Consider the following 18,850-nt stretch of genomic DNA (forward strand, 5'->3'; position numbering starts at 1 on the left):
GGTTGGCTGACCCTCCGCCATCGCGAGCAGGCTCACTCCTACAAGAGATTCAGGTGAATTCGACCATTTGGAAAAGGAGCTTTTTCATGAGTCAGCTGCGCCGCGTCGCCATCATCGGTGGTAACCGTATCCCTTTCGCCCGCTCCAACGGGCCGTACGCCACTGCCAGCAATCAGGTGATGCTCACCGCAGCCCTTGAAGGCCTGATCGAACGCTACAACCTGCACGGTCTGCGCATCGGCGAAGTGGTGGCGGGTGCGGTGCTTAAATTGTCACGGGATATGAACCTGACCCGCGAATGCGTGCTCGGCTCGCGGCTGTCGCCCACCACCCCGGCCTATGACATCCAGCAAGCCTGCGGCACCGGGCTGGAAGCGGCGCTGCTGGTGGCGAACAAAATCGCCCTCGGCCAGATCGATTGCGGCATCGCCGGCGGTGTCGACACCACTTCGGACGCGCCGATCAGCGTCAGCGAAGGCCTGCGCAAGATTCTGCTTCAGGCCAACCGCGCCAAGACCACCGGCGACAAACTGAAAACCTTTCTGCAATTGCGACCACGACACCTGATCCCGGAGTTCCCGCGCAATGGCGAGCCACGCACCGGTCTGTCGATGGGCCAGCACTGTGAGCTGATGGCGCAGACCTGGAACATTCCCCGTGAAGAGCAGGATCAACTGGCCCTCGAAAGCCATCAAAAACTCGCCGCCTCTTACAGCGAAGGCTGGCACAACGACTTGATGACGCCGTTCCTCGGCCTGACCCGCGACAACAACCTGCGCCCGGACCTGACCCTGGAAAAACTCGCCGCGCTCAAACCTGCTTTCGAAAAAAGCGCCAAGGGCACGCTGACGGCGGGCAACTCTACGCCGCTCACCGACGGTGCGTCGTTGGTGCTGTTGGCGAGTGAGGAATGGGCGAAGGAACGTGGCTTGCCAATCCTCGCCTATCTGCGCGATGGCGAAGCGGCGGCGGTGGATTTCGTCAACGGCGCCGAAGGTCTGTTGATGGCGCCGGCGTATGCGGTGCCGCGTTTGCTGGCGCGCAACGGGCTGACCTTGCAGGACTTCGACTACTACGAAATTCACGAAGCGTTCGCCGCGCAGGTGCTGTGCACGCTCAAGGCCTGGGAAGACCCCGAATACTGCAAGACCCGCCTTGGCCTGGATGCACCGCTGGGCTCGATCGACCGCAGCCGGCTGAACGTGAAGGGCAGCTCACTGGCGGCGGGGCACCCGTTTGCCGCGACCGGTGGACGGATCGTCGCCAACCTGGCGAAACTGCTGGATGCGGCGGGCAAGGGCCGCGGGCTGATCTCGATCTGCGCAGCAGGGGGGCAGGGCGTCACCGCGATCATCGAACGCTAAAAGATCGCAGCCTGTGGCAGCTCCTCCAGGGTGCTCGGCGATCTCATGTAGGAGCCGCCGCAGGCTGCGATCTTTTGATCTTGAATCTTCTGGACGCTGCCGCGTGTCAGATTCTGTCGCAAATGCCTTTGGCTGCCGATAACAACAAGCAAGGTGGGCTCGGCTATGATCGGCAACGGTCGATTATTTCGGCACAGTGTGTGCATCCACAGGGTTCACAGGTCGGCAACCCCTCCCCGTAGCGCGAGGATTGCCGTATAACGAGTGACATTCGCGTGTTTGGTAATAAAGGACCCACAATAAAAGCTGATGAAGACTCCAAAACGCATTGAACCCCTGATCGAAGACGGTCTGGTCGACGAAGTGCTGCGCCCACTCATGAGTGGTAAAGAAGCAGCTGTTTATGTGGTGCGCTGCGGTAACCAGTTACGTTGCGCGAAGGTCTACAAGGAGGCGAACAAACGCAGTTTCCGCCAGGCAGCCGAGTATCAGGAAGGCCGCAAGGTGCGTAACAGCCGGCAAGCCCGGGCGATGGCCAAGGGCTCGAAGTTCGGTCGCAAAGAGACCGAGGACGCTTGGCAGAACGCCGAAGTCGCGGCGCTGTTCCGTCTGGCCGGTGCCGGTGTGCGAGTGCCCAAGCCGTACGATTTTCTCGATGGCGTGCTGCTGATGGAACTGGTAGCCGACGAATACGGCGATGCCGCACCGCGTCTGAACGACGTGGTGCTGGAACCGGATCAGGCCCGCGAATATCACGCGTTCCTGATCTCGCAGATCGTGCTCATGTTATGTACCGGTCTGGTGCACGGTGACCTCTCTGAGTTCAACGTGCTGCTGACTCCGACAGGTCCTGTGATCATCGACCTGCCACAGGCGGTGGATGCGGCGGGCAACAACCACGCGTTCAGCATGCTGGAGCGGGATGTGGGCAACATGGCTTCGTACTTCGGGCGCTTTGCCCCGGAGCTGAAACAGACCCGCTACGCGAAAGAAATGTGGGCGCTGTACGAAGCCGGCACCTTGCACCCCAACAGCGTGCTGACCGGTGAGTTCGACGATCCGCAAGATCTGGCCGACGTCGGCGGCGTGTTGCGTGAGATCGAAGCGGCGCGTCTGGATGAAGAACGCAAGCAGGCGATCCGTGCGGCGGATGACGAGCCCAAAGGCAAGTCCGACGAACCACCACCGCCACCGTGGATGCAATGACCGCTTGAACAGAAACCCGGCTCCGGCCGGGTTTTTTGTGCCTGCTCGAAAACGCCGCAAGTCCCCTGTAGGAGTGAGCCTGCTCGCGATGACGGTGTGTCAGGCAACACTTTTGCTAAATGACACACCGCCATCGCGAGCAGGCTCACACCTACAGGGGTTGTGGTGTTCTGGAAGTGCGTGTGGGATCTTGTCAGCCCCCGCACACTCAAGGATTGAATGTGAACGCTCGCCTTATTGTCACCGCCCGGCTGATCTCCGACTTCGGTGCCTTCCTCAACATGGTCGCGCTGGCGACTTACGTCTACCTGCTGAGCAACAGCGCCATGAGCGTCGGGATCTTTCTGGCCAGCCGTGTTGGCGGGGGGATTTTTGCCAGTCTGGTCGGCACGCGATTCTATCGGCGCTGGAATGGCCGGGTGCCGCTGATCGCCTTCGATCTGTTGCGCGCGGCGCTGCTCGGCGGGTTATTGATCCTGCCGGTCAGTCAGCAGGCCTTGCTGTTGCCGGTGATCGCCTTCGGCCTGGGTTTTGGCAACTCGATGTTCGCCATCGGCCTCAACAGCCAGTTGCCGCGATTGATCGAACCGACGCAGTTGCTGAAAACCAATGCCTGGATCACCTCGGCGTCATCGGCGGCGATGGTCGGTGGCAGCCTGGTCTCTGGTTTGCTGGTGGCGGCATTCGGTTTCGAAACAGTGTTCGCGCTCAACGCGCTGACCTATTTGCTGGCGGCGCTGTTGATCGCACCATTGCGCTTCGACGCATCAGTAATCAACGTACAATCGGCCAGCGAACAGGGCGAATGGTCTGCCCTCCGGCAGGGCCTGCGCAGTGCTCCGGTGGTCGCGGCGATGCTCGCCGTAACCATGGCCGACACTCTGGGCAGCGCTGCGCACAACGTCGGGTTCCCGATCATTTCCAGACTGCTGACACCCGATTCGGCCAGCACTACGCTGGGCCTGATGCTGGCGGTGTGGGCCAGCGGCAAACTGCTTGGTGCGCGGATTGCCAGTCGCCTCGAAGGCTCGGACAACCGCCATCTGGAGCGCCGGTTTTTCTTCGGCGTGGCGTTGATGTCCTGCGGTTTTATCCTGATGTTCCAGCAGCACAGTCTCTATGGTCTGTTGCTCTTTTCATTGCCGGCGGGGTTGGGTGACGGTTTTTCCGAGGTCGGCCTGATGTCGCGCCTGCAACGCGAACCGGAGCATCTGCGCCTGCCGATCTTCAGCTTCCTGACCTTGTTGCAAATGACCGGGTTCGGCATCGGTATGCTGATTGCCGCGCCGTTCTATGGCTGGTGGACGCCGGGTGCCGTGGTCCTGTTGTTCCACGGCATCCCGCTCGGCACCTTGTTGACGGTGAAGGGGCTGGCGCTCAGGCGCGAGCGGGTTGCGCGCAGCAGCCCGACGCCAGTTCCTTGAGGATCGGGCAATCGGGGCGCTGGTCGCCGTGACAGTGCTCGACCAGGTCCTGCAAGGTGTCGCGTAGCTCGCCGAGTTCGCGGATCTTCTGATTCAACTCGTCGATGTGCTGACGGGCCAAGGCCTTCACATCGGCACTGGCGCGTTGGCGATCCTGCCAGAGGGTCAGCAACTTGCCGACCTCCTCCAGCGAGAACCCCAGATCCCGCGAGCGCTTGATGAACGCCAGCGTGTGCAGATCGTCGTCGCCGTAAATCCGGTAGCCGCTGTCGGTACGATGGGCAGCCTTGAGCAAACCGATCGACTCGTAATAGCGGATCATTTTCGCGCTCAGGCCACTGTGCCGGGCTGCTTGGCCGATGTTCATCGGTGCTCCTCCAGATCCTTCGGTTTCCAGGTTTTCAACAGTAGCGCATTGCTCACCACGCTGACGCTCGACAGCGCCATCGCCGCGCCGGCCAGCACCGGGTTGAGGAAGCCGAACGCCGCCAGTGGAATGCCGATCAGGTTGTAGACGAAGGCCCAGAACAGGTTCTGGCGGATTTTCGCGTAGGTCTTGCGGCTGATCTCCAGCGCCGCCGGTACCAGCCGTGGATCGCCGCGCATCAAGGTGATGCCGGCCGCGTGCATCGCCACGTCGGTGCCACCGCCCATGGCAATGCCGATGTCCGCTGCGGCGAGTGCCGGGGCGTCGTTGATGCCGTCGCCGACCATGGCCACCACACCGGTTTTCTTCAGTTCGGCGACGGTGGCGGCTTTGTCGGCCGGCAGCACCTCGGCGTGCACGTTCTGGATGCCCAAGGCTTCGGCGACCACTTTTGCGCTGCCGCGGTTGTCGCCAGTCAACAGATGGCTGTGGATACCTCGGGCGGCCAGTTGCTGCACCGCTTGCAGCGCGCCGGGCTTGAGTGTGTCACCGAAGGCGAACAACCCGAGCACACGCGGTTCAGGGCTTTGCTCAATCAGCCACGACAAGGTCCGGCCTTCGCTTTCCCAGGCCTTGGCGGACTCGGCGAGGTTGCCGGTGCTCAAACCGCTTTCTTCCAGCAAGCGCCGGTTGCCCAGCGCCAGACGCCGACCCTCAAGATTGCCGGCAATGCCTCGGCCGGTCAGGGATTGGCTGTCGCTGACATCCGGCACGCTCAGGTCGCGCTCGGCGGCCGCGTCCAGCACCGCTTTGGCCAGCGGGTGTTCACTGCCGCGCTGCAAGGCACCGGCCAGTGTCAGCAGGGTATTTTCGTCGCCGTCCAGCGCACTGAAATGCGCGATGCGCGGGGTGCCGGAAGTCAGGGTGCCGGTCTTGTCGAAGACTACATTGTCGACTTCATGGGCGCGTTCCAGCGCTTCGGCGTCCTTGATCAGAATGCCGTGGCGCGCCGCCACGCCAGTGCCGGCCATGATCGCCGTCGGGGTGGCGAGGCCGAGGGCGCACGGACAGGCGATCACCAGCACGGCGACCGCGTTGATCAACGCGGTCTCCATGGGCGCGCCGTACAGCCACCAACCGATCAGGGTGGCGAGAGCAATCAGCAACACGGTGGGCACGAACACCTGGCTGACTTTATCCACCAGTTTCTGGATCGGAGCTTTCGCCGCCTGGGCGTCTTCCACCAGCCGGATGATCCGCGACAGCACAGTTTCTGCGCCGAGGGCGGTGGTGCGCACCAGCAGACGACCTTCACCGTTGATCGCACCGCCAGTGACCTTGTCGCCGGGCTGTTTCGGTACCGGCAGGCTTTCGCCGCTGATCAGCGCTTCGTCAGCGTGGCTCTGGCCTTCCACTACTTCGCCGTCCACCGGGAAGCGTTCGCCGGGTTTGACCAAGACCTGATCGTTCAGGCGCAGGGCGCTGATCGCCACATCTTGCTCGCGGCCGTCGATCACTTGAATCGCCCGTTCCGGGCGCAAGGCTTCGAGGGCGCGGATAGCACTGGCAGTCTGGCGTTTGGCGCGGCTTTCGAGGTATTTGCCGAGCAGCACCAAGGCGATCACCACCGCCGACGCTTCGAAATACAGATGCGGCATGCGCCCGGCAGCGGTCGCCCATTCGTACAGGCTCAGGCCATAACCGGCGCTGGTGCCGAGGGCGACCAGCAAGTCCATGTTGCCGGCCCCGGCGCGCACGGCTTTCCACGCGGCGGCATAGAAACGTGCACCGAAAATGAACTGCACCGGCGTGGCAAGGGCGAATTGCACCCAGGCCGGGAGCATCCAGTGAATGCCGAACGGTTGCAGCAGCATCGGCAACACCAGCGGCAAGGCCAGGGCGATCGCGCAGATCAGCGCCCAGCGCTCATGTTGCAGGCGTTGTTGCTGGTTATCGTTGGCGGGATGTTCGGCTTGCCAGACACTGGCCGAGTAACCGGCCTTGCTCACGGCGTCGAGCAGCGACTGTGGATCGACCTGACCGAGCAATTCGAGGTGCGCGCGTTCGTTGGCGAGGTTGACGCTGACGCTTTTAACCCCGGGGACTTTGTTCAGGGCGCGTTCGACACGGCCGACGCAGGAGGCGCAGGTCATGCCCTCGATGCTCAACTCGACAGTCTGCTGCGGCACGCTGTAACCGGCGTGCTCCACCGCCTCCATCAACGCCGGCAAGCTGTCGCCGGGGGCCTGGACGCGGGCCCGCTCGGTGGCGAGATTGACGCTCACGGCACTGGCACCGCTGACTTTGCTCAACGCCCGCTCGACACGCCCGGCGCAACTGGCGCAGGTCATGCCGGCAATCGGCAGATCGAAAGTGATGGAATCGGACATCGGTCGTACTCCCTGTAGTAGATACCTACAAGGATCAACCTTGCCATGCGGGCAAGGTCAAGCGCAAAAGATCGGACGATCGCTGCCCGAGCCTTCGGCAGCTCCTGCATTGGAATGCAATCCCACCTGTAGGAGCTGCCGAAGGCTGCGATCTTTTACTGGCGACTCAATATTCGAGGGCGGCAGGTCGCAGGTACATACCTTTGGCAGATGCCGCGATCCGGTACTTCACCACGTCTCCGGCCTTGAGTGTGATTTCCTGAGCCGGTGGTGCCAGCATGCCTGGCTTGCAACCCGGGACCTGACTCGGCTCAAGCTTCAGGCGTATGGAAAACGTGCCATGTTGCAGGTTGAACGAGGTGGACTGCTCCTGCAGCAGGCGCCCGGCAAACTGGTCCTGAATGTACACGCCGATCTCGCAGGACGTCGGCACTTCCAGGCGCTCGCGCGAGATGATCAGAACCGCGTAGTCCTCACCGGTCGCATTGGCCTGGGGCAGGGCGGCAAAGAGGCTGAGCAAGCCAAACAGGCTGAAAGCTGACCAGCGCATGGCTGAATCTCCTGAATTTGAGTCATTGATGCGCGCAGCTTGGCTGAGCGCGACGCCGAATGCCAGCCCGGCAGTTTTTTGCAGAACTTGACCTTGCCATGGTGGCAAGCTCGACACTGCCGGCAACCTCACTCAAAGGAGTCAATCCATGCAAGTGTTCAACGTTCAAGGCATGTCCTGCGGTCACTGTGTCAAAGCCATCACCAATGCGCTGCAGGCCAAGGATCCGGCAGCCAGCGTACGGGTTGATCTGGCGGCCAACGAAGTCGGCGTCGAGAGTTCGCTCAGCCCCGAGCAGGTGATCGAGGTCATCAGCGAAGAGGGCTACCAGGTAAAATTGGCCGGATGATCAAAAGCAAAAAGATCGCAGCCTACGGCAGCTCCTGCAAGGTATTGGTGTGGCTCCAGTAGGAGCTGCCGAAGGCTGCGATCTTTTGATCTTTGCAGGCAAGCTCCACAGTGCAGTTCGTCTGACTTTCTAATAGTTAGCGAGCTATCGGAATGTTCAAGGCGTCCCGGCGCGGCTAGACTGTCGGGCTGCCGACTTCAATCCCACCTGGATGCCTGATGAACTTCCGTACCATTCTGATTCTCGGTGCCCTGAGCGCCTTCGGTCCGCTGGCGATCGACTTCTATTTGCCGGCGTTCCCGTCGATGGCGTTGGCCTTTGGCACCGATGAAAAACACGTTCAGTTGACACTGGCAGCGTATTTCGCTGGCCTGTCGATCGGGCAGTTGCTGTATGGCCCGGTGGCCGACCGTTTCGGTCGGCGTGTGCCGCTGCTCGTCGGCGTCGGCCTGTTCACGCTGGCCTCGCTGGCGTGCGCCTACGCACCGAATCTGGAGTGGCTGATCGGCGCACGCTTCGTCCAGGCCTTGGGCGGTTGTGCGGGGATGGTGATTTCCCGGGCGGTGGTCAGTGACAAGTGCGATGCCGTCGGTTCGGCCAAAGTCTTCTCGCAATTGATGCTGGTGATGGGCCTGGCGCCGATCCTGGCACCGCTGCTCGGCGGTCTGTTGGTCAACACCACGGGTTGGCAATCGATCTTCCTGGCATTGACCGGCTTCAGTGCCCTGGCTGGCCTCGCCGTGGCGCTCGGCCTGCCGGAAAGTCTGCCGGATTACGTGCCGCGCCAACCCTTGTCCGGGGCGCTGCGCCAATACGGGCGCTTGTTCGGCGACCGGGTGTTCCTCGGCCACGCCCTGACCGGCGGCATCGCGGTCGCCGGGATGTTTTCCTATATCGCCGGTTCACCGTTCGTCTTCATCAAACTCTACGGCGTGCCGGCCGAGCACTTCGGCTGGCTGTTCGGCGCCAATGCAGCGGGTTTCATTCTGGTGGCTCAGGTCAACGCGCGTCTGCTGGCCAAGCGCGGTCCGGCGTTCCTGCTGGCGCGCGCGGTGTGGGTGTATCTGTTGGCGGGGGCGACTTTGCTGGCGGTCAGCGCGTTGCACACCGAGGCGTTGTGGCCGTTGTTGATTCCGCTGTTCGTGTGCATCGCCAGCCTCGGCTGCATCCTGCCCAATGCCTCGGCGTGTGCGATGAACGGCCAGGGTGCACGCGCCGGCAGTGCCTCGGCGCTGATGGGCTGTCTGCAGTTCAGTGTGGCGTCCGGTGCGGCGTCACTGGTGGGGATTCTGCACGACGGCAGTGCCATGCCGATGGCTATCGTCATCAGCTTGTGTGGATTGCTGGTGGTGAGCGTCGCGATGTACACCCGGCGTTTGCAGAATGCCCGGGCGTTGGCGCAAGCACAGGCCGAAGCCTGATGACTCAGCCGGCGGCGCGTTGCTGTCCGGGTTGGGGAATCTGATGGGGCGCGTGCAGGCGCGCTTCGAGGGTGCGGGTGAAGGCGAGAGCCTCGGCTTCACTGCGAAATGTCACGGCGTGCTGGTCCAGACGAACCTGCCATTGGGACTTTGCCACTTCTTTTATCAGGATCTTCATTGCTGACCTCCCTTGTGTAAAAGATGCATCGCAGAGGTTTCGAGTGTAGACCTGAATACGATCGGATTTGTGACAACGATCAAGCATCTGACTGACGGCAAAAATCAGCGCCAGCCCTTGGAGGGACTGGCGCTGATGACGACTTTCGGATTCTCAGAAACTTTCTAAAACAATTTTGCCCTTGGCCTTGCCGCTTTCCAGCAGCTCGTGCGCGCGACGCAGGTTCGCCGCATTGATCGTGCCGAAATGCTCGCCCACGGTGGTCTTCAACGTTCCCGCATCAATCAGCGCGGCCACGCGGTTGAGCAGGTTGTGCTGCTCGATCATGTCCGGGGTTTCGAACAGCGAGCGGGTGTACATGAATTCCCAATGCAGCGACAGGCTCTTGCGCTTGAGTTTGGTCACGTCCAGCGACTTCGGATCGTCGATCAACGCCAGTTTGCCCTGCGGTGCCAATGCCTCGATCAGTTGATCGAGGTGATGCTCGGTCTGGGTCAGGCTGGCGACGTGGGTCACATGGTCGATTCCGGCGCGTTTGAGTTCTTCGCTCAGTGGCTGGCTGTGGTCGATCACCAGATCGGCGCCCAGCGCCGTCACCCAGTCGCGAGTTTGCGCGCGGGACGCGGTGCCGATCACTTTGAGCCCCGTCAACTGCTTGGCCAACTGAGTGAGGATCGAGCCCACCCCACCGGCAGCGCCGACGATCAGCAGGCTCTGGCCTTCATCGGTTTGGCCTTCGCGGACCTGCAGGCGCTCGAACAGCAGTTCCCAGGCGGTGATGGCGGTCAGCGGCAGGGCGGCGGCTTCGGCGAAACCGAGGGACTTGGGCATGTGGCCGACAATGCGCTCATCGACTACGTGCAGCTCGCTGTTGCCCCCGGCGCGAGCGATGGAGCCGGCGTAAAACACCTTGTCACCGGCCTTGAACAGGGTCACTTCGCTGCCGACGGCCTTGACCACACCGGCCACGTCCCAGCCCAGCACTTTCGCCGCGCCGTTTTCCGGCGCCACGTTCTGCCGCACTTTGGTATCGACCGGGTTGACCGAGATGGCTCTGACTTCCACCAGCAGGTCGCGCGGCCCGGCGACCGGTTCTGGCAGTTCGATGTCCTGCAGGGATTTTTCGTCGCTGATCGGCAGGGAGGCGTAATAGGCGATGGCTTTCATGACTTGCTCCGTAACGGTAATAGAAGAAGGGCTCGGTGGCTCAAGCCGTGATCAATTTCGATGGACAGATCATTAGCTATTTCTCGGCGCGATAAAACCGGCTAAAAGAGCAGTCTCTTTCAATGATTTTTTGATAATCGAGGCTGAGAATGCTGCGTTTCGATGATTTGCAGTTGTTCGTCCGCGCGGCGGATCTGGGCAGCCTGTCGGCGGCGGCGCGGGTCATGGACATGTCTGCTGCAGTGGCCAGTGCGGCACTCAAGCGCATCGAACAGCAACTTGGCGCCCGTCTGCTGGCCCGCTCGACCCGCAGCCTGCGCCTGACCGCCGAGGGTGAAGGCTTTCTCGAATACGCCCGCGTCGCCTTGAGCCAACTGGACGAGGGACGGCGCTACCTGTCCAGCGCGCAGGATCAGGTCTGCGGGATCCTGCAGTTGTCGGCGCCGTCGGACTTCGGCCGCAACCTGTTGCTGCCGTGGCTCGACGAGTTTCAGCGCGAACATCCGAAGCTGACGGTACGTCTGCTGCTGGGTGATCGCATCGCCGACCTGTTCCGCCAGCCGGTGGACATCGCCTTGCGCTACGGCGAGCCGGAAGACTCCAGCCTGGTGGCCCTGCCTATCGCGCCGGACAATCGCCGCGTGCTTTGTGCATCGCCGGCGTACCTGGCGCGTCACGGTGAACCGCGCCAGCTCGAACAACTGACGCAGCACAATTGCCTGCTGTACATGCTCGGCAGCCGGGTGCATGACCGTTGGAGTTTTCATGATGGCAAACGCGAGATCGGCCTGACCGTCAGCGGTGACCGCTTCAGTGATGACGCCGACGTGGTGCGGCTGTGGGCGGTGGCGGGGGCGGGAATCGCCTACAAGTCGTGGCTCGATGTCGGGGCGGACGTCCTTGCCGGGCGTCTCAAGGTGTTGCTGCCGCAATTGCAGTGCGAGCGTGCTCCGCTGAATCTGTTGTGCGCTCATCGCGCACAATTGAGTAAGCCGGTGAACCTTCTAAGGGAAATGCTCGCCAGCCGATGCGCCGAACTGAGTAGTCAATTTCCGCATTTCCCGAAAGTTGATCATTAGTCGCAGGCAATTAGCGAAATTTCACTCAGGAACTATCACCATTCGTGTCAGCCACGGCGCAGGAAGCGGCGTGCATCCCGCTTATACTAGCGACCGCCTCAAACCTGCACCGATAACCGGCCAGGACCGAATCAGGCCGGTTCCTCCAGAGCCGGGTCAGCGGTGCGCAAACACCGCAGACACGCCATTGACGGGTGCTGCACCACCGGCCGGCCTTGCTCCGGTTGATGGCGTTTTACGCGTCTTGGCCGACGACACATTACTGGTCAAGATGTCTTCGAGCAGTAGACGATACGATTCAACAGGGAGTGAATACATGGAACATGCACCTTGCATCAGCCAGATCGCCACGCTGCTGGCCGACCCCAAGCGCAGTGCGATGATGTGGGCGTTGATGGATGGCGCGGCCCGCCAGACCGAGGAGCTGGCGCTGCTGGCAGGGTTGTCGCCATCGTCTGCCAGTGCGCACCTGGGGCGCTTGTCCGCCGGCGGTCTGTTGAAAGTCGAGGCCCGTGGGCGCAAGCGCTTTTTCCGCCTGGCCGCCCCGGAAATCGCCGCAGCCATCGAAGCGCTGGCCAGTGCCACGATCGCCAGTGCACCGCGCGACATTCCTCACGTATTCAAGCGCTCGACACCGATCGCCAATCCTCAGACCGCACCGTCTTCGCTGCTGCGCGCGCGTTTTTGCGATGACCATCTGGGTGGCACGCTGGCCGCCGATCTGTATCAGCGCCTGCTCGATGCCGGCTGGATCGAACAGATCGAGCAGCGCGTCATGGTGACTCTCAAGGGGTCGACGCAACTGGCCAACCGGGGCGTGTTCATCCAGGCCCTGGCCCATCGCAAGGCTCAGGTGGCGTGCGCCTGTCCGGACTGGAGCGAACGGCGTCCGCACCTGGGGGGCGCGCTCGGAGCGGCGCTGCTGCAGCTGTTCATGCAGTCCGGCTGGCTGACGCTGCCCAAGGACTCGCGTGCCTTGCAGGTGACCCCGGCCGGACAACGGGAAATTCACCGTTTTGCCAAGGAAACCGAGCTGGAGTTGGCGTAACAGAGCGTTCGCCGGCTGCCAGTTGGGCGTGGGCGTCGCCGGTGACTGCGAACAGGTCGTATCCAGAAAGTGCGCTGAACCGTTATCCCGCACACTCGATCCGCACACATTACGGAGGGGGAGACGGGCCATGGAGACGCGACACTTCAGCGCGGCAGAACGACTGGAGCGGCTGCCGCTCAGCGGTTATCACCGCGTCATTTTCATCATCATTGCCCTGGCGTTCTTTTTCGACTCCATGGACCTGGCGATGATGACGTTCCTGCTCGGTTCGATCAAAAGCGAGTTCGGTTTGAGCAGCGCACAAGCCGGGTTGCTCGCCAGTTCGAGTTTTTTCGGCATGGTGCTGGGGGCGTCGCTGTCGGGCATGCTCGCCGACCGTTTCGGGCGCAAACCGGTGTTCCAGTGGAGCATCGTTCTGTGGGGCGTAGCGAGTTACCTGTGTTCAACCGCGCAAACGGTCGAGAGCCTGACGCTGTTCCGCATCCTGCTGGGGATCGGTATGGGCATGGAGTTTCCCATCGCGCAGTCGATGCTGTCCGAGCTGATTCCGGCCCGGCGGCGAGGGCGTTATATCGCGTTGATGGACGGTTTCTGGCCGCTGGGTTTTGTCGCGGCGGGTGTGTTGTCCTACTTCCTGTTACCGCTGATTGGCTGGCGCGACATCTTTCTGGTGTTGGCGGTGCCAGCGGTGTTCGTGCTGGCGATCCGTTTCTTCATCCCCGAATCACCGCGCTGGTTGGAGCAGGCCGGGCGGCACGAGGCGGCGGACAAAGTACTGGGCGCGATCGAACAGCGTGTGCGCACATCGCTCGGGGTCGCGACATTGCCTGAGCCGGTGCGCTTGCCACGGACGGTGACGCCACCGGGCAACTTCTTCTCGGCCCTCAAGCAGATCTGGTCGCCGCAATACCGCCAGCGCACCACGATGATCTGGAGCCTGTGGTTCTTCGCCTTGCTCGGTTTCTACGGACTGACGTCGTGGCTCAGCGCGTTGCTGCAACAGTCGGGTTTTGCCGTGACTCAGTCGGTGTATTACACCGTGCTGATTTCGCTGGGCGGGATCCCCGGGTTTCTGATGGCGGCGTGGCTGGTCGAACGCTGGGGGCGCAAGCCGGTGTGCATCGTCACCTTGCTCGGCGGCGGGGTGATGGCGTTTCTTTATGGTCAGAGTGCGGTGTTCGGCGGCAACGTCGCGTTGCTGATCGGTACCGGTCTGCTGATGCAGTTCTTCCTGTTCGGCATGTGGGCGGTGCTCTACACCTACACGCCGGAGTTGTACCCGACCTCGGCGCGGGCCACAGGCTCGGGCTTCGCCTCGGCGATTGGGCGTGTCGGCTCGTTGCTGGGGCCGCTGGTGACCGGCTTGGTGTTCCCGATAACCGGGCAGGGCGGGGTGTTCGCCTTGGGGGCGCTGTGCTTTGCGATTGCGGCGGGGGTGGTGTGGCTGTTCGGGATGGAGACGCGCGGCAAGACGCTGGAGGAGCTGACTGAAACCCAAGCCGCCGGCTGAACACAAATCCAATTGCAGGAGTGAGCCTGCTCGCGATGGCGGTGTGTCAGATACAGATGTTTCGACTGACACAACGCCATCGCGAGCAGGCTCATTCCTACAAAGCGTTATGCGCTGAGGCTTACGGTTTTACCAGACGCGCATCCAGGCTGTTCTGCGCCAGGCGCTTGGCCTGATCCTGGGTCATGCCCAGGTGTTCGTGCAGCGCATGGAAGTTCTCGGTGACGTAACCGCCGAAGTACGCCGGGTCATCGGAGTTCACCGTGACCTTCACCCCGCGTTCGAGCATGTCGAGAATGTTGTGCTGCGACATGTGATCGAACACGCAGAGCTTGGTGTTCGACAGCGGGCACACGGTCAGCGGGATCTGCTCGTCGATGATCCGCTGCATCAGGCGTTCGTCTTCGATGGCGCGCACGCCATGGTCGATACGCTGGATTTTCAGCAGGTCGATGGCTTCCCAGATGTACTCCGGCGGGCCTTCTTCCCCCGCGTGGGCGACGGTCAGGAAGCCTTCGTGGCGGGCACGGTCGAACACGCGCTGGAACTTGCTCGGCGGGTGGCCCATTTCGGAACTGTCGAGGCCGACGGCGACAAATGCGTCACGGAACGGCAGCGCCTGATCGAGGGTTTTCTGTGCTTCGTCTTCGCTCAGGTGGCGCAGGAAGCTCAGGATCAGACCGCTGGTGATGCCCAGTTGCTGCTCGCCATCCTTGAGTGCGGCGGCGATGCCGTTGAGCACCACTTCGAACGGGATGCCCCGGTCGGTGTGGGTCTGCGGGTCGAAGAACGGTTCGGTGTGAATCACGTTCTGCGCTTTGCAGCGCAGCAGGTAGGCCCAGGTCAGGTCGTAGAAATCCTGGGAGGTGCGCAGCACGTCGGCGCCCTGGTAATACAGGTCGAGGAATTCCTGCAGATTGTTGAAGGCGTAGGCCTTGCGCAGGGTTTCGACGTCGCTCCACGGCAGGGCGATCTTGTTGCGTTCGGCCAGGGCGAACAGCAGCTCGGGCTCCAGCGAGCCTTCCAGATGCAGGTGCAGTTCAGCCTTGGGCAAGGCGTTGAGCCAGTCGTACATATTCTTTTCTCATCAGGTGCAATGACGGCATTCTACAGATGCTCGCCGAAACAATTGGCAAAACCTGACCAAGCGATCCATCAGACCGCTTCCTGCTCGCGACGATAGGCGTAGGTATCGGCGAAGCGCGAGAGCAGGAATTGCGCGCAAGTGGTGGTCGGATATTTCGCCGGGTGCTGTGCGTCCTGGCAACCGGGCAGGCATTCGATGCGGGTGTCCGGGTGTGGCTCGGCGAAGAACGGCATCGAATAGCGATCCACCCCCAGCGGGCTGATCACTCGATGCGGTGTCGAGCGATAACGGTCGTTGCTCCAGCGCGCCATCATGTCGCCGAGATTGACCACGAAGGTGCTGTCAATCGGCGGCGCGTCGATCCATTCACCGTTGACGTTCTTTACTTGCAGGCCGCCGGCGCTGTCCTGATAGAGCAACGTGATGCAGCCGTAATCAGTGTGTGCCCCGGCGCCTTGCTGCTCGGCGCTGCTGGCGGTGTGGCGCGGCGGGTAGTGGATCATGCGCAGCACGCTGACCGGTTCAACGAAGCGTGAATCGAAGAAATCGCGCTCGATGCCCAGCGCAATCGTCATCGCCCGCAACAGGGTTTGCGCGAGTGCCTGCATGTCGAGGTAATGCTGCTCCATCAACGCCTCCCAGCCTGCTTGCGCCGGATGGCGATTGGGCCCGCGTAGCGGTTTTTCCGCGAGCACGTCGGGATGATCTGCCGGCAGGTGCAGGCCCATGTCGAAGGTTTCTTTGAGGTCGCTGGGTTTGTCCGGGTCGAGCTGCTCGGTGGCGATGGCGCCGTAGCCACGGTGGTGACGGGTCTGGGTGATGTCGATCTGGAGTTTTTCTTCTGCCGGTTGCGCAAAAAAGCGCTGCGCGTGATCGAGCAGGGCGGCGATGCGCTGAGCGGAGATCGGATGACCCTTGATGTAGAAGAAGCCCCATTCGCGGCAGGCCTGGTCGATATGCGCGGCGACGGCGGGCCAGGCGTTTTGGTCGTTGGTGTAGAGCGGGCTGATATCGATGATTGGAAGCTGATCCATATGCAATCCTGGAGAACGCTGAAGAGCCATTGTAGGAGTGAGCCTGTTCGCGATAGCGGAGTGTCAGATGCAGATATCTCGACTGACACTCCGCTATCGCGAGCAGGCTCACTCCTACAGGGGATTTGTGTTTTGGCTGGAGGGTTACTTCGGCATCTCGGCCTTCATCCCTTCCACGTAATAGTTCATCGACGCCAGTTCCGCATTCGTCGCGCTCACGCCCGCCGGGATTTTTTCCACGCCAGCCTGATCCTTGATCGGCCCGGTGAACGGCTGCAACGCGCCGCTCTTGATGTCGGCGATGATCTGTTCGGCCTCGGCTTTCACCGGGGCCGGCACCAGGTCGCTGATTGGCAGCTCAACCGTGCCTTCCTTCAGCCCGCCCCAGTAGTCCTGCGACTTCCAGGTGTGGTCGATCACGCTTTGCGTGGCTTGAATGTAGTGCGGTGCCCAGTCGTTGACGATCGAAGTCAGCACCGCTTTCGGGCCGAAGTGCGCCATGTCCGAGGCGTATCCCACGGCGTACACGCCACGCCGTTCGGCCGCCTGGATCGGCGCCGGGCTGTCGGTGTGCTGGAACACCACGTCCACGCCCTGGTCGATCAGCGCGTTGGCGGCATCGGCTTCCTTGCCTGGGTCGAACCACGAGTTGACCCACACCACCTTGATCTCGGTGCCGGGGTTGTACTTGTTCAGGGCCAGCTGGATGGCGTTGATATCGCGGATCACTTCCGGAATCGGGAACGAGGCAACGTAGCCGATCTTCTTGGTCTTGGTCATCTTCGCCGCGAGGAAGCCGCCAACGTAACGGCCTTCATAGGTGCGGGCCAGGTAGGTGCCGAGGTTCTTGTCCTGCTTGTAGCCGGTGGCGTGTTCGAAGGTCACCTTGGGAAACTGCTTGGCGACTTTCAGCGTCGGGTTCATGTAGCCGAAGGAGGTGGTGAAGATCAGGTCATAGTTGTCCTTGGCCATGTTGCGGATTACCCGCTCGGCGTCGGCGCCCTCGGCAACGTTCTCGACGTAATTGGTGGTGATCTGCGGGCCGAACTTTTCCGCCAGCGCCTTGCGCCCCTGTTCATGCTGATACGTCCAGCCGTGGTCGCCGATCGGGCCGATGTAGACGAAACCGACCTTCAGCGGATCGGCGGCGCTGACGCTCAGGCTGATCCCCAGACCGATGGCGGCGCACAGCAGTTTGTGCAGCGGACGTATTTGCATGAATTGGAACTCCATTTTGTTGTGTGTGGTCAGGGCCAATGCAAATTGCTGACCAACAGGACAACAAAGCAGAAGATCGCAGCCTTCGGCAGCTTCTACAGGGGAATGCGAAACCTGTAGGAGCTGCCGAAGGCTGCGATCTTTTCAGCGCCGGAACCAACGCAGTGCAAGCCAGTGGATTCACGCTATCGGCTGGTGCGCTAAGGTGTAACGAAACGTTAGCGCCGCCCCGCAGTCAGTAGCTCATTCGAACCTCTCGGCAAAAAGGCCCGTCATGTTCACGATCCTCAAGCAAGAAAGCTTTCTGTTGCTGGCGGTGATTGCCGCATGCATCGCCTACCCGCTGGAACACTGGATGATGCACAGCGGGCAGATTGTCGCGCTGATATCCGGCCTGGTGCTGATCGCCTTCATCGTCGCCGCCTCGATGCGCGTCGCCCATCACGCCGAACTGCTCGCGGAAAAAGTCGGCGACCCCTACGGCACGATGATCCTGACCCTCGCTGCCGTGCTGGTGGAAGTAGTGATCCTGGCGATCATGATGAGCAACGAAGCGTCGCCCACGCTGGTGCGTGACACGATCTATTCGGCGGTGATGCTCGACATCAACGGCATCCTCGGCCTTGCTGCGCTGATGGGCGGGCTCAAGCATGGCGAGCAGTCGTACAACGATGATTCGGCGCGCAGCTACAGCGTGATGATCCTCACCGCCATGGGCGTGTCGATGGTGGTGCCGGAGTTCATTCCGGCGGCCAACTGGAAGATTTATTCGGCGTTCACCATCGGCGCGATGGTGGTGCTTTACGCGTTGTTCCTGCGCATGCAGGTCGGCCCGCACAGTTACTTTTTCAGCTACAGCTACCCGGACAAGCGCCGCAAGAAAGAACCGGTGGAGGAGGAGCCGAAACCGCTGAGCCTGGCGTGGTCGATCGGCATTCTGGTGTTCGGGGTGGTGGTGATCGGCGCACTGGCCGAAGTGATGTCCAAGACCCTCGATCTGGGCCTGGAAGGCACGGGCGCACCGCCGGTGATCACGGCGATTCTGGTGGCGGCGATTTCGGCGGCACCGGAGATTCTCACCGCGTTGCGCGCAGCCTTGGCCAACCGCATGCAATCGGTGGTCAACATCGCCATGGGGGCGTCACTGTCGACGGTGATCCTGACGGTGCCGGTGATGGAGGCGATGGCGCTGTACACCGGCCAGCCGTTTCAAATGGCGATGACCCCGGTGCAGACGGTGATGATCTTCATCACGCTGATCGTCAGTGCGATCAACCTGAACGACGGCGAGACCAATGCCATCGAGGGCATGACCCATTTTGTGCTGTTTGCGACGTTTATCATGTTGTCGCTGCTGGGCCTCTAGACCCACCACAAAACAATTGTAGGAGTGAGCCTGCTCGCGATAGCTGAGTGTCAGTCGAGATATTCATATCTGACACACCGCAATCGCGA

Annotated in this window: 17 protein-coding genes; 9 read left to right on the plus strand and 8 right to left on the minus strand. The window is 61.8% G+C overall.

The genetic code is table 11. From position 1 onward, the window contains the following. The first annotated feature begins 86 nt into the window (after positions 1–86). The 3 genes from KKQ10_RS13625 to KKQ10_RS13635 all read left to right on the plus strand — a co-directional run bounded on the left by KKQ10_RS13625 (position 87) and on the right by KKQ10_RS13635 (position 3,994). Positions 87–1,364 carry an acetyl-CoA C-acetyltransferase gene (locus KKQ10_RS13625; protein WP_215501388.1) on the plus strand — a complete coding sequence of 426 codons (1,278 nt, stop codon included), beginning with the start codon at positions 87–89 and terminating at the stop codon, positions 1,362–1,364. Between the two features lie 309 nt (positions 1,365–1,673). Next, a complete protein-coding gene (locus KKQ10_RS13630; protein WP_025111724.1) occupies positions 1,674–2,570 on the plus strand; it encodes a PA4780 family RIO1-like protein kinase in 897 nt (298 codons plus the stop codon). A gap of 221 nt (positions 2,571–2,791) precedes the next feature. Beyond that, complete coding sequence (locus tag KKQ10_RS13635) at positions 2,792–3,994, plus strand: MFS transporter (protein WP_215501389.1); 1,203 nt, start codon at positions 2,792–2,794, stop codon at positions 3,992–3,994. Here the strand turns inward: KKQ10_RS13635 and cueR are convergent. The 3 genes from cueR to KKQ10_RS13650 form a co-directional block, all read right to left on the minus strand. Further along, a complete protein-coding gene (cueR, locus tag KKQ10_RS13640; protein ID WP_127649174.1) occupies positions 3,948–4,361 on the minus strand; it encodes a Cu(I)-responsive transcriptional regulator in 414 nt (137 codons plus the stop codon). The genes KKQ10_RS13635 and cueR overlap by 47 nt on opposite strands. Continuing rightward, positions 4,358–6,751 carry a heavy metal translocating P-type ATPase gene (locus KKQ10_RS13645; protein WP_215501390.1) on the minus strand — a complete coding sequence of 798 codons (2,394 nt, stop codon included), beginning with the start codon at positions 6,749–6,751 and terminating at the stop codon, positions 4,358–4,360. Before KKQ10_RS13645 ends, cueR begins: the two co-directional genes overlap by 4 nt. Before the next feature lie 166 nt (positions 6,752–6,917). Further along, positions 6,918–7,301 (minus strand): hypothetical protein, encoded by a 384-nt coding sequence (locus KKQ10_RS13650; RefSeq protein WP_127649178.1) that lies wholly within the window; start codon positions 7,299–7,301, stop codon positions 6,918–6,920. 148 nt (positions 7,302–7,449) lie between these two features. On the opposite strand from KKQ10_RS13650, the gene KKQ10_RS13655 reads away from it, so the two are divergent. Both KKQ10_RS13655 and KKQ10_RS13660 read left to right on the plus strand, forming a co-directional pair. Next, positions 7,450–7,650, plus strand: a complete 201-nt coding sequence (locus KKQ10_RS13655; protein ID WP_127649180.1) for a heavy-metal-associated domain-containing protein — start codon at positions 7,450–7,452, stop codon at positions 7,648–7,650. A gap of 218 nt (positions 7,651–7,868) precedes the next feature. After that, entirely contained in the window at positions 7,869–9,071 is a 1,203-nt protein-coding gene (locus KKQ10_RS13660) for a multidrug effflux MFS transporter (RefSeq protein ID WP_127649182.1), read from the plus strand. A 4-nt stretch (positions 9,072–9,075) separates the two neighbouring features. Here the strand turns inward: KKQ10_RS13660 and KKQ10_RS13665 are convergent, their stop codons facing one another. Together KKQ10_RS13665 and KKQ10_RS13670 are read right to left on the minus strand one after the other, a co-directional pair. Then, positions 9,076–9,249, minus strand: coding sequence for a hypothetical protein (locus KKQ10_RS13665; protein ID WP_164747848.1), 174 nt, complete (start codon positions 9,247–9,249; stop codon positions 9,076–9,078). A 153-nt stretch (positions 9,250–9,402) separates the two neighbouring features. Beyond that, positions 9,403–10,416, minus strand: a complete 1,014-nt coding sequence (locus tag KKQ10_RS13670) for a zinc-binding alcohol dehydrogenase family protein (RefSeq protein ID WP_215501391.1) — start codon at positions 10,414–10,416, stop codon at positions 9,403–9,405. 149 nt (positions 10,417–10,565) lie between these two features. Between KKQ10_RS13670 and vimR the strand changes: the two genes are divergently transcribed. The 3 genes from vimR to KKQ10_RS13685 all read left to right on the plus strand — a co-directional run bounded on the left by vimR (position 10,566) and on the right by KKQ10_RS13685 (position 14,056). After that, a complete protein-coding gene (gene vimR / locus KKQ10_RS13675; protein ID WP_127649186.1) occupies positions 10,566–11,495 on the plus strand; it encodes a transcription regulator VimR in 930 nt (309 codons plus the stop codon). Positions 11,496–11,811: 316 nt separating this feature from the next. Continuing rightward, the gene (locus KKQ10_RS13680; RefSeq protein ID WP_215501392.1) at positions 11,812–12,543 is read left to right on the plus strand and encodes an ArsR/SmtB family transcription factor; all 732 of its coding nucleotides are present in this window, start codon (positions 11,812–11,814) and stop codon (positions 12,541–12,543) included. Positions 12,544–12,673: 130 nt separating this feature from the next. Next, entirely contained in the window at positions 12,674–14,056 is a 1,383-nt protein-coding gene (locus KKQ10_RS13685; protein ID WP_127649190.1) for an MFS transporter, read from the plus strand. A 121-nt stretch (positions 14,057–14,177) separates the two neighbouring features. On the opposite strand, the gene KKQ10_RS13690 is transcribed toward KKQ10_RS13685, so the two are convergent. The 3 genes from KKQ10_RS13690 to KKQ10_RS13700 form a co-directional block, all read right to left on the minus strand. Next, entirely contained in the window at positions 14,178–15,131 is a 954-nt protein-coding gene (locus tag KKQ10_RS13690; RefSeq protein ID WP_003221371.1) for an adenosine deaminase, read from the minus strand. Positions 15,132–15,211: 80 nt separating this feature from the next. Beyond that, positions 15,212–16,177: a 2-oxoglutarate and iron-dependent oxygenase domain-containing protein gene (locus KKQ10_RS13695; RefSeq protein ID WP_215501393.1), complete on the minus strand. Its 966-nt coding sequence runs from the start codon at positions 16,175–16,177 to the stop codon at positions 15,212–15,214. Positions 16,178–16,321: 144 nt separating this feature from the next. Then, positions 16,322–17,395 (minus strand): BMP family ABC transporter substrate-binding protein, encoded by a 1,074-nt coding sequence (locus tag KKQ10_RS13700; RefSeq protein WP_215501394.1) that lies wholly within the window; start codon positions 17,393–17,395, stop codon positions 16,322–16,324. Positions 17,396–17,669: 274 nt separating this feature from the next. On the opposite strand from KKQ10_RS13700, the gene KKQ10_RS13705 reads away from it, so the two are divergent. Further along, on the plus strand, positions 17,670–18,761 hold the full coding sequence (locus KKQ10_RS13705; protein WP_215501395.1) for a calcium:cation antiporter: 1,092 nt from the start codon (positions 17,670–17,672) through the stop codon (positions 18,759–18,761). Positions 18,762–18,850 lie beyond the last annotated feature (89 nt).

The sequence above is a fragment of the Pseudomonas sp. MG-9 genome (assembly GCF_018729515.1).
In the GTDB taxonomy this organism is placed as follows: Bacteria; Pseudomonadota; Gammaproteobacteria; order Pseudomonadales; family Pseudomonadaceae; genus Aquipseudomonas; species Aquipseudomonas serboccidentalis.